The organism is Streptomyces sp. NPDC006923 (assembly GCF_040635655.1).
GTDB lineage: Bacteria > Actinomycetota > Actinomycetes > Streptomycetales > Streptomycetaceae > Streptomyces.
Genome location: NZ_JBEYIF010000011.1, coordinates 175,282 through 189,204 on the forward strand (window position 1 = coordinate 175,282; position 13,923 = coordinate 189,204).

Here is a 13,923-nt window from a genome sequence, read left to right on the forward strand (position 1 = left end):
AAACCTCCCCGCCCGGAAGGTGAACTTCCACCGTCGGGCAGGGAAACGAAACGCTTCAGCCGTCATTCCCGGCCACACACGTCACCCGGTTTCACAGCACACGACGGGGCCGGAGAGCCGGCCGGGCGGGTGAGCAACCGGCGGGCGGGGACTGTCCGGCCCGGCTCAGCCGCCGGCCGCGCCGCCACGCGCCCAGCCGACCGTGGGCCCGTGGCCGAAGAAACCCGGCAGCCCGCCGCTGTGCAGGAAGACGGTCCGCCGCCCCGGGCGCACCTCGCCGTCCCCGGCCGCCGCCAGCAGGCCCGCCATCGCCCGGCCCGTGTAGACCGGGTCCAGGATGATCCCCTCGGTGCGCGCCGCCGTCCTCATGGCGGCCTTCACCGGCTCCGTGAGGCTCGCGTATCCGTCACCGACCTGGTCGAGCCGCAGCCGCAGCCGCAGCCCGGCCGGTGCGGCTCCCCCGGCCGACAGCCCCGCGACCAGACCGCCCACCGTGCGCGCCGGATCGGGCACGGCGCCGCAGTGGACACCGAGCACCCGTTCCGCGCCGAGCGTGTGCACCAGCCCCGCCATCGTTCCTCCGGAGCCCACGGCGGTGACCACCAGCGACAGGTCGGGCGCCTGCGCGAGCAGTTCCCTGCCGCACTCCGCGTAGCCACGGGCCCCCGTCACGCTCGAACCGCCGAACGGGATCAGCGCGGGCGCCGCGCCCTCGCTCCGCAGGCGCGCCACGACCTCTTCCAGCGTGGCGGCCAGCGTGGTCTCGTCCACGTCCCCGGCCCAGACGATCTCCGCGCCCAGCAGGCCGTCCAGCGCGACATTGCCCGAAGCGGCGGCGTCCGGCGTCCCGGCGAGGACCAGCACCACATCCAGTCCGAGCCGGGCGCCCGCCGCTGCCGTGAGCCGGGCGTGATTGCTCTGCGCGGCGCCGCTGGTGACCAGCGTCCCTGCGCCCTCGGCCAGCGCGGCGCCGCAGAGCCACTCCAGCTTGCGGACCTTGTTCCCGCCGCCGCCGAGCCCGGTCAGGTCGTCGCGCTTGATCCACAGATCGTCCGGCCCGAGCCCCAGCGCCCGTGCCAGCCGGGGCGCGGGCTCCAGCGGCGTCGGCCGGCTCGCCAGCGACACCGGGGTCACACCGCCGTCATCCGCCGGGGCCGTCACAGGGAACTCACTCATACGCGGAGCTCACTCATACGGAGCTCACCGAGAGCTTCACGGCGAAGCCGAGGAAGAGCGCCCCGGCCGCCGTGGTCGCGCCGGCCGAGAGGCGCTTGCGGCGGCGGAAGGCGGCGGCCAGCCGCGTACCGCCGAAGATCAGGGCCGTCAGATAGAGGGCGCTCGCGAGATTGGCGAGAAATCCCAGCAGGACGAAGGAGAGCGCCGGATGCGCGTAGCCGGGATCGACGAACTGCACGAAGAACGAGATGAAGAACAGGATCGCCTTGGGATTGAACAGGCCGATCACCAGCGCCCTGCGGTAGGGCCGTTCGACGGAGGCCGGCGCGGCGGGCTCGCGGTTTTCCTCCTCCGCGCGCTCGTGCCGGCCGCGCCACAGCGCCCACGCCATGCGCATCATCCCGACGGCCAGCCAGGTCAGATAGCCGGCGCCCGCGTACTTCACCACGCCGAAGAGCAGCGCGTTGGCCTGGAGCAGCGACGCGACGCCCGCGGCGGAGAGCACCATCAGCACGGTGTCCCCGCACCAGACACCGGCGGCTGCCTTGTAGCCGTCCTTTATCCCGAGGCGCGCCGCGACCGAGAGCACATAGAGCGAATTCGGTCCAGGCAGCAGCACAATCAGCACGAGTCCGACCAGATATGTCGGCAGATCAGTCACACCCAGCATGGGGCGGAGTCTGGCACACGCACCGCCCCAAGGAGCCACACGGGCCTGACCGCGCACGAGTTCAGGACGCGTCCACCGGTGTGTAGACGCCCCACACGGCCCGCAGGGCGTCGCAGACCTCACCCACCGTGGCCCGCGCCCTGAGCGCGGCCTTCATCGGCGGCAGCACATTGGCCGTTCCCGCCGCCGCCGCTCCGAGGTCCGCGAGCGCCGACCCGACCGCCCGCCGGTCGCGTTCCGCACGCAGCCTGGCCAGCCCGGCCGCCTGCCGGGCCTCGGTCGCCGGGTCGACCCGCAGCGGCTCGTACGGCTCCTCCTCGTCCAGGACGAACCGGTTGACGCCGACGACCACGCGCTCGCCGCTCTCCGTCTCCCGCGCGACGGCGTACGCGCTGCGCTCGATCTCGCTCTTCTGGAAGCCCCGCTCGATGGCGCCGACCGCGCCGCCGAGGTCCTCGATCCGCTCCATCAGGGCGACCGCGGCGGCCTCCACTCCGTCCGTCATGTTCTCGACGGCGTACGAACCGGCGAAGGGGTCGACGGTCGCGGTGACATCGGTCTCGTACGCCAGCACCTGCTGGGTGCGCAGCGCCAGCCGGGCCGACATGTCCGTGGGCAGCGCGATGGCCTCGTCGTAGGAGTTGGTGTGCAGCGACTGCGTACCGCCGAGGACCGCCGCCAGGCCCTGCACCGCCACCCGCACCAGATTGACCTCCGGCTGCTGGGCGGTGAGCTGCACCCCGGCCGTCTGGGTGTGGAAGCGCAGCATCAGCGACCGGGGGTCCTTCGCGCCGAACCGCTCGCGCATCACCCCGGCCCAGATCCGCCGGGCGGCGCGGAACTTGGCGACCTCTTCGAGGATCGTCGTCCGCGCGACAAAGAAGAAGGAGAGCCGGGGCGCGAAGTCGTCGACGTCCATCCCGGCGGCGACAGCCGTCCTGACGTACTCGATGCCGTCGGCCAGCGTGAAGGCGATCTCCTGCGCGGGCGTGGCTCCGGCCTCCGCCATGTGGTAGCCGGAGATCGAGATGGTGTTCCAGCGCGGCAGCTCGGCCCGGCAGTACGCGAAGATGTCCGCGGTCAGCCGCAGCGAGGGCCTGGGCGGGAAGATATAGGTGCCGCGCGCGATGTACTCCTTGAGCACATCGTTCTGGACCGTCCCGGTCAGCCGCGCCGCCGGGACGCCCTGCTCCTCCGCCACCAGTTGGTAGAGGAGCAGCAGCGGGGCGGCGGGCGCGTTGATCGTCATCGAGGTGGAGACCCGGTCCAGCGGGATCCCGTCGAACAGCACCCGCATGTCGTCGATCGAGTCGATCGCCACACCGACCTTGCCGACCTCACCGCCCGCGAGCGGCGCGTCACTGTCGTATCCCATCTGGGTCGGCAGGTCGAACGCCACGGACAGGCCCGTCGTGCCGTGCTCGATCAGCCGCCGGTAGCGCGCGTTGGACTCGACGGCCGTGCCGAAGCCCGCGTACTGACGCATCGTCCACGGGCGGCCCCGGTACATCGTCGGGTGGACCCCCCGGGTGTACGGGTACGAGCCCGGCTCGCCGAGCTTCGCCGCGGGGTCCCAGCCGTCGAGCGAAGCGGGCCCGTAGACCGCCTCGACGGGCAGTCCGCTCTCGGTGACCCGCTCGCCGCCGCTGCCGCTGCCGCTCGCCATCCGCTCCGCCTCCCGCCGGGCCGACGCCACCGCCGTCCACCGCCGTCCACCGCCTTCCGGTGACGACGGCGGACGAGGGCCTGCGCGACGGACTGTAGCGGCGGGCGGGCGGTGGCCCGCGGGTCACACGCGGAGCGCCGGGCGCGGCGTCCTTCCGGCCGCCGTGTGTGTCACGCGCCCGGCGGCACCGGACCGGGGGCGGCGGAGGACCTCATTCCTCATCCGGTGGCCTCGTTCCGATCGCCAAGAGTTCATCTGGCCAGCATCCGCAGGTGGCCCGTGTACGGAGGGACCGGCGTAGGTTCCGCCGCATGGCTTCTCTCCTGAGCACCCGGCTGGCGAAGCGGCTCCTGCGCCCCGCCGCGACGCTGGTGGACCGGCGTATCAACCGCTCGACGTCCGCGCTGCGCGCCGACATCAAGGCCCTGCGCGCCGAGCACTACGCGTTCAACCTGCTCTTCGACAGAACGGGGCGCAGCGGGTCTCGAATAGTCACGCCCGCGAGCATCGACACCCTGGTCCGGGAGATCGCCTCCGTGACGGGCGCGGACGAGAACGCCGCCCGTCGCAATGTCACCATCGCCTTCCGTAATGTGATCGCGCTGGAGGCGCTCGCCGTGGGCAGGCTCGCCGGGTCCACGTCCAATGTGTGCGGCAAACTCGCCACCGTCCCGCTGCTCGACCCGCCGAATGAGAACGTGCTCGAAATCGGCACCCTGTACGGGCTGTTCTCGGCGACGCTGATGCGGATGCTGCACCGCGCCGGTATCGAGGCGCGGCTGACGATCGTCGACCCGCTGGCGGGCAGCCAGCTCCAGCCCGGCGCGAAGCAGGCTTCCGACCCGACCGGCACGCCGGTGCGGATGGACGTCGTACGCGCCAACCTGGCGCTGGGCGGCCAGGCGGGGGCCGAGGCACGCATCGAGAAGGGCTTCTCAGGTGATCCCGAGGTACGGGCCGCGGTCTCCGACCGGCAGTACGGCGTGATCATCGTGGACGGCGACCACTCCCTGGACGGCGTGCTCGCCGACCTCGAATGGGTCGAGAAGATCGTCGCACCGGGCGGGATCGTCGTCCTCGACGACTACGACGACGGACGCTGGCCGGGCGTGAAGGACGCCCTGGACAAACACCTGGCGAGTGGCTCGTCGCGGCTGGAGCTGCTGGGCAAGGTGTCGACGTCGGCGTTCCTGCGGGCGTCCTGACCCACCGTGTCCGGTCCGAGGCCGAGGGCGATCCCGTAACGGCCTCCCGGCCACGGCGCTGCCTCTCTTTCTTCTCCCGAGCCGCCCGTCAGTGGTGACCTCCCGTCAGGGGAGGAGAACCCGGCGGGCGGCTCGCCCGCGTTTACGCACCCGCGCCGGAAGGGGAACTGTCTGAAGGACAAAACAGACGCCTTGGGACACGGGAAAGACTGGTGGGACGAGGATGCTCACGAAATCCGTCATGGGCACGGGAATCGCCACGGCCGCCGTGCTCGCCATGAGCGTCGGCTGTACGGTGCAGCCCCTCCCCGGGGGCGCGGTGACCGATGCCAAACCGATGGGCCGTCTTCCGGGAGCGAGCCTCACACCCGACGCCGAGCAGCCGTCGTGGAAGGCGTCCTGGACACCGTCGCCCGGGCCCGCCAGCGGTCGGCCGGCGGTCTCCGCACCGGACCCGGCGCCCCTCTCGACGTCGGAGTCAACGTCGGAGTCGCAGTCGCAGTCGCAGTCGCAGTCGCAGTCGACCGTACTCTCAACGCCAACGCCACTGCCGACACCCACACCCACACCCACACCGACACCCACACCGACGCCCACCCCGGCCGCGCCGAAGCCCGTCACTCTGATGGCGATGGGCGCCCGTGGCGAGCTGGTACGGGAACTCCAGGCCAGGCTCCGGCAGATCCGGCATTTCAACCGTGTCCCCAGCGGTTACTACGGCTCCGAGACAGTCGCGGCCGTCTCCTCCTTCCAGGGCCGGCGCGCTCTGCCGCGCACCGGGGTGACGGACACCCTCACCTGGCGGAAACTGGTCTCCATGACCAGGCAGCCGACCCGCGTCGAGCTGCGTCCGCCCGTCGTCAAACCCGTCCCGAAGCCCTCTCGCCGGTGCGCGAAGGGCCGGGTGCTGTGCATCAGCAAGAAGAACCGCAAGCTCTTCTGGATGATCAACGGCAAGGTCAAGTCGACGATGGACGTCCGCTTCGGCTCGCAGTACGCCCCGACCCGCGAGGGCACGTTCAAGGTGTACTGGAAGTCGCGCAACCATGTGTCGACGCTCTATCACAGCGCCATGCCGTACTCGATGTTCTTCAGCGGCGGCCAGGCGGTGCACTACTCCGAGGACTTCGCGCTCTACGGCTATGACGGCTCTTCGCACGGCTGTGTCAATGTCCGGGACAAAAAGAAGATCGCCTCGGTCTACGGGCAGGTCCGCACCGGCGACAAGGTGGTCATCTACAAGTGAGACCTCCGCCGCCGAGGCCGACCGGGCGGGGAAGAGGCGCGGGCGGGACCGGGGGAACGTGCCCCGCCCGCGCCGATGCGCCGAGCCGAAGGTACGGGGGGAACCCCGGCTCTCTGCGCGACCGATGACCAGTCGGCCTACTCCCTACTGCGTCGTGCCCCGAAAAAACGTCACACCTGTCCCGTGCGCACGCGCGCCCGGCTCGGGCCGTCCGGTCAGGTGAGACCGGGCGGGGAGGCGCGGGGGCCGGGCTCCGGGACCTGCTCGCCGGGGGTCTGATCACCCGGGTCCGCGCCCCGCCCCGGGGCCGGCTCCGGGGACGGCTCACCGGACTCGGGCGTCGAAGGCTCACGGGACTCGGGCGGCGACGGCTCGGACACCGGAGGTTCAGCGGGCGCGCCCGGCAGTCCGCCGCCGTCCGGGGCACCGTCGTCCGGGGCACCGGCCTTCACGCCCTTGCCACCCGCGCCGTCGTCGTCGCCGCTGTCGCCGCCGAGCAGCCGGTCACAGAGACGTTCGACCTCAGGGGCGCCGTGCACCGAGGACTCCAGCGCGATCTTGTGCTCCGCGTCGATCTTCCCGCTGCGATAGTCGAGGCAAGCCCTGACGGCCTCTCGGTACCGCTGGCCGGCCCGGCTGTTCGCGAGCGCGGACCAGCCGCCGTGCTCGCCACCGGCTCCGCCGTCCTCCCCTGCCCCGCCCGGCCCGGCGTCGTCGGCCGTGCCGTGCCCGCCGTTCCCGTCGTGCCCGGCCGGGCCACCGTCCGCCCCGGAACCGGTCCGGTACGAGGGACCGGGCGAGGCGTGACCCATCCCGTCCTTGCCCGGAGGCTCCGGGAAACCGGACGGATGACCGGACAGGCCCCAGCCGCCGTCGGCCGTCTCCGACACCGGCGGTCCCGGCGAGGCCGCCGCCGAGACGGGGCTGCCGGGGACGGGACCGCGCCCGCCGTCGAACAGCGCGGGCAGCAGACCGACCACGGCCACTCCGCCCAGCGCGCATCCGGCCACGGCGGCGACGAGTCCCGTCCGCAGAGGGTGGCCGGACCACCTCGGGCGGACGGCCGGGGGCGCGGAGCCGAGGCGCACCGTCGCCGGCAGGTCCTCGGCGCGCGGTCGCTCAGGGCTCACGGGGCCCGGACGCTCACCACCCGCCGCCCGCCGGCTCCGGAAGGCGGCCAGCGCCGCCTGCTCGCCGGGGAGTTCGACACCGTTTGCGTATGTGACGGCGCCGATCTCGCGCAGGGCACCGGCGAGCCGCTCCGCCCGGGGCCGGACATGTTCGTCCACGGCTCCGACCGGCTCACCGCTCAGCAATCGCTCCGCCGTGTCCTTGTCGGGCCACGCGTCACGCTCGTCGGCCATCACATGTCCTTCTGCGTCCGCAGGCGCGAATGCGTCACACCCGCGGACGCCGCGACCCCCGGTCGGACGCTGCGCTGCGGCGGAACTCCGCCGAGTCCCTGGCGATGACCTGCGGCGCTGTGCCGCGCGGCCCCGGCCGGTTCGCCGCTCACTCCGCGCGGGGAGTGGTAAGCGGTTTCTCCGGCGACGCCGGGCGCGATGTCACCGATGGACGCCCGACCTGTTCCACCGTCGGTGTCGTCCGGGTCGTCGGAACCGCCGTCCTTCTCCAGCAGTTCGGCCAGCCGTTTGAGCCCCCGGTGCGCCGCCGTCCGTACCGCGCCGGGCCGCTTGCCCAGCGTCCTGGCCGCGGTCTTGGCATCGAGGCCGACGACGACCCGCAGGACGACGGCCTCCGCCTGGTCCTGCGGCAACCGCGCTATCAGCGCCATGGTCCGGCCGGTGGCAAGGGCTTCCATGGCCTCGTCCGCCGTGTCCGACTCGGCCGGTTTCCCGGTCAGTTCGGTGTCGTCGGCGCCGACCGCGGGGCGCCGACCGCGCATCCGTAGGTGATCAAGGGCGCGATTACGGGCTATCCGGGCGGCCCAGCCCCGGAAGCGGTCGGCGTCACCGCTGAAACGGCCCAGGTCGCGGGAGATCTGCAGCCATGTCTCGGAGGCCACGTCCTCCGCGTCCGGCTCGCCGACGAGCGTCCGTAGATAGCCCAGCAGCCGCGGGTGCACCGAGCGGTACACAGTCCGGAAGCCGTCCTCGTCCCCGTCCTGCGCCGCGAGCACCGCGGCGGTCAGCTCCGCGTCGTCCCCCAGCACTCCCACACCTGTCCTGAAATCGCGGCTGGTCGCTGCCGCGCCCCGCGCGTTTCTGCACGCTACGGCCTCGCCAGGGCCCGCGTCCATGACTTGTACAACCTGCAACAACTTCCTGACGTTATGCGGTGTGACAGAAAACGCACCCCCGGCGCAGATAGGAGTACGGGGCCGTACCGCGGCTCCGGCGGACGGCGACCGGGGCCTCTCCTGTGGGGGGTGGCGGCCCCGGTCGTCCTCTGTTGCGTCCCGTTGGTTACGTCCCGTTGGTCGCGTTCGCCTGTCAGCACCGCTCATCCAGGGAGACGTTCATGGTCGTGGATAAGCAGACACAGTCGCCGCGAGGCGCGGTGGTGGTCCCCGGCGGGATGTACGGCCCCCATACTCCCCTCCTCATGTACGCCGCCGGTGCGGCCGAAGCCAGGGGGGCCCAGGTCGAGCGGATCACCTGGGACCCGCCACGGCAGTCCGGCAGAGGTATCAGCTCCTGGGTCCTGGACCAGGTCACCCCCGTAATCGACCATGTGACCAGGAGTTCACCGCGCACTGCGGAGGTCGTGATCGGGAAGTCCCTCGGCACCCACGCGGCCGTACTCGCCGCCGAGCGGGCACTGCCAGCGATCTGGCTCACCCCGTTGTTGACCACTGCTGAGGTGGCCCAGGCTCTCCGCTCGGCCACCGCCCCTTTCCTTCTGGTCGGCGGCACCGAGGACAGGCACTGGGACGGAGCCCTCGCCGCCGAGCTGTCACCCCACGTGCTGGAGGTCCGTGGGGCCGATCACGACCTGCGTGTTCCTGGGCCCCTTTCCGAATCCGCCAAGGTGCTCGGTCGGGTCGCAACAGCGGTGGAGGACTTCCTCGACAGGATCGTCTGGTCTGAGGCGGCCTGACGCACGAACGGAAACGACGGGCAACCGCTGTGCGAGAGCGACGCCTCGCTGTTGCGGCCACCTCCGCTACGTTGGCCGCCCCGGTCGACCATCGGCAGTCCGGATACGGTGTCAGCCCGACAGCTTCCGGCACAACCGGCGTCAACGAGATCAACCACATCATGTGGGCCGGATGGGAGCGGTCCGTGCTCGTGGGCGCCAACCCCGCCCGAGGCGCACCGTTCTGAGCCCGAAGGGGCGGGCGTGCGACGGGGCGTCCTCACCGCGGGCGCCTGGAAGCTCGTCCCTGCCGCAGCCGGAAGCCCCCATGGCCGAGGCTGTTTCCCCGGTGCTTCCAGGTGTGGCTGTGCCCGGGACTCGGGACCGGGGCTCGGTTTTCTCTCTGCGCGACGGCACCCCGCCGGCGTGCCCGCGCGGGTAGCGCGCCGGGCGCGCCCGGGAACCCCGTGCGCCCCAGTCGCTTCCAAACCGGAGCAACTCCGCCGCGGGGGGCTTTTCGGTCAACCGTTCAGCCGGAGCCGTGAGTTCCACGCGTCTCGGGATGACCGCACCGTGCCGGTACATAGTTGACGAGGGAGACCGGCCCGGGCTGTGCGAAGAGGCTGACCACCGGGGCGCCCAACGCCCGTGCGCCGTCCGGCTGACGCTGCGCGGGCGCCCGGCCGGCCGGTGGTTCCGGCGGGCACAGGCCGCAGGACGCCGGGCACGGGTCGGTGTCCGCCGCGAGGGCGTCCAGGGCCCGGTCCAGCCGGTCCACCAGTTCTCTCGCCGCGCTGAGCAGATCCGTCAGCCATCCGTTGTCCGGTTCGGTCTGCCCGGGGTGCCCGGCGGGCCCGGCCGGTTCGGCCGGTCCGGCCGGTCCGGCCGGCGCCGGGGGACCGGCGGTGTGCTGCGGCGCCCCCCGCACCGGGGCGCCGGCCCGAACCGCCGCGGCCAGCAGATTGTTGCGTACCAGCACCCGGTGGACCGTCGTCCGGGAGGGCGGTGCCCCGACGCCCAGCCGGCCAAGGGCCGCATGCAGGCGCTGCGCGCCCCAGTCCGGGTGCTGTTCACGAAGCGAGCAGATCAGCGCCTCCACGGAGGGGTCGAGCCGCGCCGGGCTCAGATGCGGTCGCCGGGACCGGTCCGCGAGGCCCGCCCCGCCTTCCGCCGTGTATCTTCTGCGCCAGTTGTGGAGTGTCTGCCGCGAGACGCCGTTGCGTCGGGCGACCTCGGCGACCGGGTCGCCCGACAGCACCGACAGCACCGCCCGGTAGCGCTGCTCTGGACTCGCGTGACGACTCACCGATCCGCCTCCTCGCGTGGGGGATGTCCACAAACGGTCTAGACGATCACACGTTTCAACGATGTCTCCGCCCGCCGCGGCAGAGGTGAAACATGTCCCGGCGCGGGGAGTCAAGAATGTCGTGGAACTCTTTACACGGCAGGAGTGACGGCTCCAGGGAAATGAATTGGACAGTCCTCGGTTCAGCGTTGACGCCGGACGTTCGCGTTGACCAATATTCGAGCTCCCCGGACAGCTCGCTCCGGGGCTTCTGGAGACACGGGAGGGAAAATGGAAGAGCACAATTCACTGAGGGCCGACGAAATCGAAGTCTCGCCGTCACCGATCGCGACGCCGGACTTCGTGATCTCGGACAACGACCCCACCGACCCGGTGCTGGTCATTTCTGACAATGACCCCTCCGACCCGGTGATCTGATCCGGTGGCCGTGACTCACGGCGGGTGGAAGGCTGCGCCTCAAACGCAGCCCTCCCTCGGCCTCTCCGCTCTCCTGTCCCCATTCGACACCGCGGACTTCAAGAATGAGGTCTGGGAGAAGAAGCCCCTCGTCATTCACCGCGAAGATCCGGACTACTACGCGGAACCGTTGACGTTCCGCGATGTCGACCACATTCTCTCCACTTCCAGCGTCCGCTCCTCGGAACTCAAGGTCGTCGTCAACGGGCAAGAGATTCCGCTGGTCGAAATGGCCGCCTCGGGCCCGGGTGGCCCGAGCAATGGTCTGGAGGTCCTCTACGACCTCTATCGGAAGGGCTCGACCGTCGTCTTCAAGTTCCTGCACGAACGGTGGGAACCGCTGGGCCGGCTGTGCCGGACCCTGTCGGGCGAGTTCAGCGCCGGATTCCAGGCCAATGCCTATCTGACCCCGGCCGGCGCCCAGGGACTGACCAGTCACTACGACACCCATGACGTCTTCGTCCTGCAGGTCTGGGGCTCGAAGCACTGGCGGCTGTACGAGTCACCGGACGAGCTGCCGCTGCACTCCCAGCACTACCGGCGGCCCGCGGACGGCCCCGGCGCGCCGGTGCGGGAGTTCGACCTGAAGGCCGGCGATCTGATGTACATGCCCCGGGGCACCGTGCACGACGCGACCTCCAACGAGGAGGCGTCGCTGCACATCACGCTCGGCGTGCTGCCGGTTCTCTGGGCGACGGTACTCAAGGACGCCCTGGACCAGGCCATCGAGAGCGATCCCCGCTACCGCGGTTCGCTGCCTCCGGGCTTCGCCCTCGACCCCGAACTGCGTCGGCAGGCCGCGGACACCCTGGCCGGGATGCTCGCCTCGGTCGCCGGAGCGGTGCGGCCGCAGGACCTCGTCGAGCGAGCGGCGAGCCGGGCCCTGGTCGGCCGGCAGCCGGTGCTCGACGGTCATCTGCTGGACCTGGAGGGGCTGCGCACGCTCACCCCGGACACACAGGTGCGGCGCAGGGCGGAACTGCTGTGGTCGCTGACCCGGGAGGGCAACGGGCTCCACCTCGAATTCCACGGCAAGGTCGTCCGGCTCCCGGCACGGATCGAGCCCGAGCTGCGCTATCTGCTCACCGCCGACACCCCGTTCACCGCGCGGGGCATCACCGGCGCGCTGGATGTCGAGGGCCGGCTCGTCCTGGTGCGCAGGCTGGTCCAGGAAGGGCTGCTCACCCTGACCTGAGGCCGGCCCGCCGGCCGGGGCCCGGTGCGGGGGCGGGCGGATCGCCCGCCCCCGCCCCCCGGTCAGGTCTCCTCGTACCGGCCCCCGAGATGCTGTGCCAGGAACCGCTCGACGGCCGCGTAGAACGCCAGTCGATTCCGGGGCCGTACGAATCCGTGCCCTTCGTCGGGAAAGAGCAGGTACTCATGCGGGACCCCGTTCCGCCGCAGTGCGGCCACCAGCCGCTCGGACTCCTCGCTCCGTACGCGGGGATCTCTGGCTCCCTGGCCGATCAGCAGCGGAATCCGGATCCGGTCCGCGGCGGACAGCGGCGAGCGGGACCACAGGAAGTCCCGCTCCGTCTCGGGGGAGCCGACCCGGCGGCGCAGCATGGCCGCCATCGGCCCCCAGGTGGCGGGCACCGATTCGATGAAGGTGATCAGCGAGGACGGCGCGGCGACCGCGACCGCGCAGCGGTAGTCGTCCGGGGTGAACGCCGCCCCGACGAGCGCCGCGTACCCGCCGTACGAACCGCCGTACACCGCGACGCGGCCGGGGTCGGTGTGGCCCAGCGCGACGGTGTGCCGCACCGCGTCCTGGAGGTCGTCCTGCATCCTGCCTCCCCACTCGCGGTCGCCCGCGTTGGTGAACCGCTTGCCGTAGCCGGTGGACCCGCGGAAGTTCACCTGGATACAGAGGTATCCGCGGTTCGCCAGCCACTGGGCCTCGGAGCGGAAGCCCCACAGATCGCGGGTCCACGGCCCGCCGTGGACGCACAGCACGGCGGGCAGCCGCCGGTGGCCGGTGCCGGACGGGGCGGGCGGGACGGATCCGGCGGGTGGGAAGGTGAGGTAGCCGTGCACCCGCAGACCGTCGCGGGCTCGGAACGAGAACGGTTCGACGCGGGCCAGCCCGTGCGCGTCGAGAGCGGGGAGATGGCTGAAGAGGAACACCGTCCGGCCGGTTTCGCGCCGCAGGACGCGGTAGCCCGCCGGGCCGTCGTCGGTGTTGTGCTGCACCAGCCAGTGCCGGTCCGCACGGTCCCTGCCGAGTACCGTGACATCTCCCCGGGCGGCGGCCCGCAGCGCCTCGAAGTCGGCCGCCAGGGACGGGTCCAGCACCTCGATGTCGTTGCGTTCGCGCCGTACGAGGACGAACTGGGCCCGGCCGGTGACCGGATGGGTGCCGACGCCCTCGACGTCGTACCGCGGGTCCTCGTACAGCACTTCGCTGTCCCCGGTGACGGTGTCCACCCGAAGCAGCCGGGCGGTGTCCGATCCGAGCGACGAGAGCAGCAGCAGATGGCGGCCTCCGGTGGTGAATCCGAAGGGGCGCAGCGCCGGGGCGTCCTCGGCGCCGACGCGGTGCAGTTCGCGCCAGGGGGCGTCCTCGTCGGCGCGCACGAGGAGGACGGCGGAGCCGTCGTCGGCCGCGCGTACCGCGCCGCGTACCCGCATCCGGTCGTCGGCCACCCACCGGGTGAACCCCTCGTCGCGGGCGGCGAGATCGAGCTTCCCCGTGGCCGGGTCGAGCCGGTACGCGTCGTGCCGGGCCCGGTCCCGCAGATTGAGGCCGATCAGAACGCGGTCGGGACAGCGCGGGTCGATGGCGACGATGCGGGCCTGGACACCGTCGTACGGAGTGAGGTCGCGCGCGGGTGCGGCGCCCGCCGGATCCGCCGCGTAGAGACGGGTGTTCTCGTCGCCGTCCCGGTCCTGCGCGTACAGCAGCACACGGCCGTCGCCGGACCAGGCGAAGGCACGGACGCCGCGCCCCGCGTCCGCCGTCACGGGCCGGAACTCCCGCCCCTCCCAGGGCCCCGCGTGCACATTGAGGACACCCCGGGCGTCCGGGGCGAGATAGGCGAGGAACCGCCCGCACGGGGAGAGGGCCGGACTCATCCGGTCCGGATTCCCGAAGAGCACGGAGCGCGGGATCAGCGGGTGTGCGGTCATGGGCGGGCCCGTCCTGTCCTGGTCGTGGGT

At 71.9% G+C, this 13,923-nt stretch carries 12 protein-coding genes; 5 read left to right on the forward strand and 7 right to left on the reverse strand.

Annotation, left to right across the window (positions count from 1 at the left end):
* Positions 1-165: 165 nt before the first annotated feature.
* From ABZ707_RS22835 to ABZ707_RS22845, 3 genes are all read right to left on the reverse strand, one after another.
* Positions 166-1,176 (reverse strand): pyridoxal-phosphate dependent enzyme, encoded by a 1,011-nt coding sequence (locus tag ABZ707_RS22835; protein WP_360177910.1) that lies wholly within the window; start codon positions 1,174-1,176, stop codon positions 166-168.
* A 13-nt stretch (positions 1,177-1,189) separates the two neighbouring features.
* Positions 1,190-1,846, reverse strand: coding sequence for a leucine efflux protein LeuE (leuE, locus tag ABZ707_RS22840; protein ID WP_360177913.1), 657 nt, complete (start codon positions 1,844-1,846; stop codon positions 1,190-1,192).
* A gap of 61 nt (positions 1,847-1,907) precedes the next feature.
* Positions 1,908-3,512 carry a methylmalonyl-CoA mutase family protein gene (locus ABZ707_RS22845; protein WP_360178179.1) on the reverse strand — a complete coding sequence of 535 codons (1,605 nt, stop codon included), beginning with the start codon at positions 3,510-3,512 and terminating at the stop codon, positions 1,908-1,910.
* Positions 3,513-3,823: 311 nt separating this feature from the next.
* Here ABZ707_RS22845 and ABZ707_RS22850 point away from each other — a divergent pair, with 311 nt between their 5' ends.
* Together ABZ707_RS22850 and ABZ707_RS22855 are read left to right on the forward strand one after the other, a co-directional pair.
* Positions 3,824-4,717 (forward strand): class I SAM-dependent methyltransferase, encoded by an 894-nt coding sequence (locus ABZ707_RS22850; protein ID WP_360177916.1) that lies wholly within the window; start codon positions 3,824-3,826, stop codon positions 4,715-4,717.
* A 223-nt stretch (positions 4,718-4,940) separates the two neighbouring features.
* Complete coding sequence (locus ABZ707_RS22855; protein WP_360177919.1) at positions 4,941-5,963, forward strand: L,D-transpeptidase family protein; 1,023 nt, start codon at positions 4,941-4,943, stop codon at positions 5,961-5,963.
* A 215-nt stretch (positions 5,964-6,178) separates the two neighbouring features.
* Here the strand turns inward: ABZ707_RS22855 and ABZ707_RS22860 are convergent, their stop codons facing one another.
* Complete coding sequence (locus ABZ707_RS22860; protein ID WP_360177922.1) at positions 6,179-7,327, reverse strand: hypothetical protein; 1,149 nt, start codon at positions 7,325-7,327, stop codon at positions 6,179-6,181.
* A complete protein-coding gene (locus ABZ707_RS22865) occupies positions 7,327-8,136 on the reverse strand; it encodes an RNA polymerase sigma factor (RefSeq protein ID WP_360177925.1) in 810 nt (269 codons plus the stop codon). Before ABZ707_RS22865 ends, ABZ707_RS22860 begins: the two co-directional genes overlap by 1 nt.
* Before the next feature lie 308 nt (positions 8,137-8,444).
* On the opposite strand from ABZ707_RS22865, the gene ABZ707_RS22870 reads away from it, so the two are divergent.
* Positions 8,445-9,023, forward strand: coding sequence for an alpha/beta hydrolase (locus tag ABZ707_RS22870; RefSeq protein ID WP_360177928.1), 579 nt, complete (start codon positions 8,445-8,447; stop codon positions 9,021-9,023).
* A 508-nt stretch (positions 9,024-9,531) separates the two neighbouring features.
* Here ABZ707_RS22870 and ABZ707_RS22875 read toward each other — a convergent pair.
* Positions 9,532-10,308, reverse strand: coding sequence for a helix-turn-helix domain-containing protein (locus ABZ707_RS22875; protein WP_360177931.1), 777 nt, complete (start codon positions 10,306-10,308; stop codon positions 9,532-9,534).
* 270 nt (positions 10,309-10,578) lie between these two features.
* Here ABZ707_RS22875 and ABZ707_RS22880 point away from each other — a divergent pair, with 270 nt between their 5' ends.
* Positions 10,579-10,725 (forward strand): hypothetical protein, encoded by a 147-nt coding sequence (locus ABZ707_RS22880; protein ID WP_319681067.1) that lies wholly within the window; start codon positions 10,579-10,581, stop codon positions 10,723-10,725.
* Positions 10,726-10,729: 4 nt separating this feature from the next.
* A complete protein-coding gene (locus ABZ707_RS22885; protein WP_360177935.1) occupies positions 10,730-11,959 on the forward strand; it encodes a cupin domain-containing protein in 1,230 nt (409 codons plus the stop codon).
* Between the two features lie 62 nt (positions 11,960-12,021).
* On the opposite strand, the gene ABZ707_RS22890 is transcribed toward ABZ707_RS22885, so the two are convergent.
* A complete protein-coding gene (locus tag ABZ707_RS22890; protein WP_360177938.1) occupies positions 12,022-13,893 on the reverse strand; it encodes a S9 family peptidase in 1,872 nt (623 codons plus the stop codon).
* Positions 13,894-13,923: the final 30 nt, after the last annotated feature.

What these genes read in the sequence shown, in the direction of transcription:
- ABZ707_RS22835 (WP_360177910.1), bottom strand. Translation starts at nt 1,176, where the DNA reads ATGAGTGAGTTCCCTGTGACGGCCCCGGCGGATGACGGCGGTGTGACC.
- leuE (WP_360177913.1), bottom strand. Translation starts at nt 1,846, where the DNA reads ATGCTGGGTGTGACTGATCTGCCGACATATCTGGTCGGACTCGTGCTG.
- ABZ707_RS22845 (WP_360178179.1), bottom strand. Translation starts at nt 3,512, where the DNA reads ATGGCGAGCGGCAGCGGCAGCGGCGGCGAGCGGGTCACCGAGAGCGGA.
- ABZ707_RS22850 (WP_360177916.1), top strand. Translation starts at nt 3,824, where the DNA reads ATGGCTTCTCTCCTGAGCACCCGGCTGGCGAAGCGGCTCCTGCGCCCC.
- ABZ707_RS22855 (WP_360177919.1), top strand. Translation starts at nt 4,941, where the DNA reads ATGCTCACGAAATCCGTCATGGGCACGGGAATCGCCACGGCCGCCGTG.
- ABZ707_RS22860 (WP_360177922.1), bottom strand. Translation starts at nt 7,327, where the DNA reads ATGGCCGACGAGCGTGACGCGTGGCCCGACAAGGACACGGCGGAGCGA.
- ABZ707_RS22870 (WP_360177928.1), top strand. Translation starts at nt 8,445, where the DNA reads ATGGTCGTGGATAAGCAGACACAGTCGCCGCGAGGCGCGGTGGTGGTC.
- ABZ707_RS22880 (WP_319681067.1), top strand. Translation starts at nt 10,579, where the DNA reads ATGGAAGAGCACAATTCACTGAGGGCCGACGAAATCGAAGTCTCGCCG.
- ABZ707_RS22890 (WP_360177938.1), bottom strand. Translation starts at nt 13,893, where the DNA reads ATGACCGCACACCCGCTGATCCCGCGCTCCGTGCTCTTCGGGAATCCG.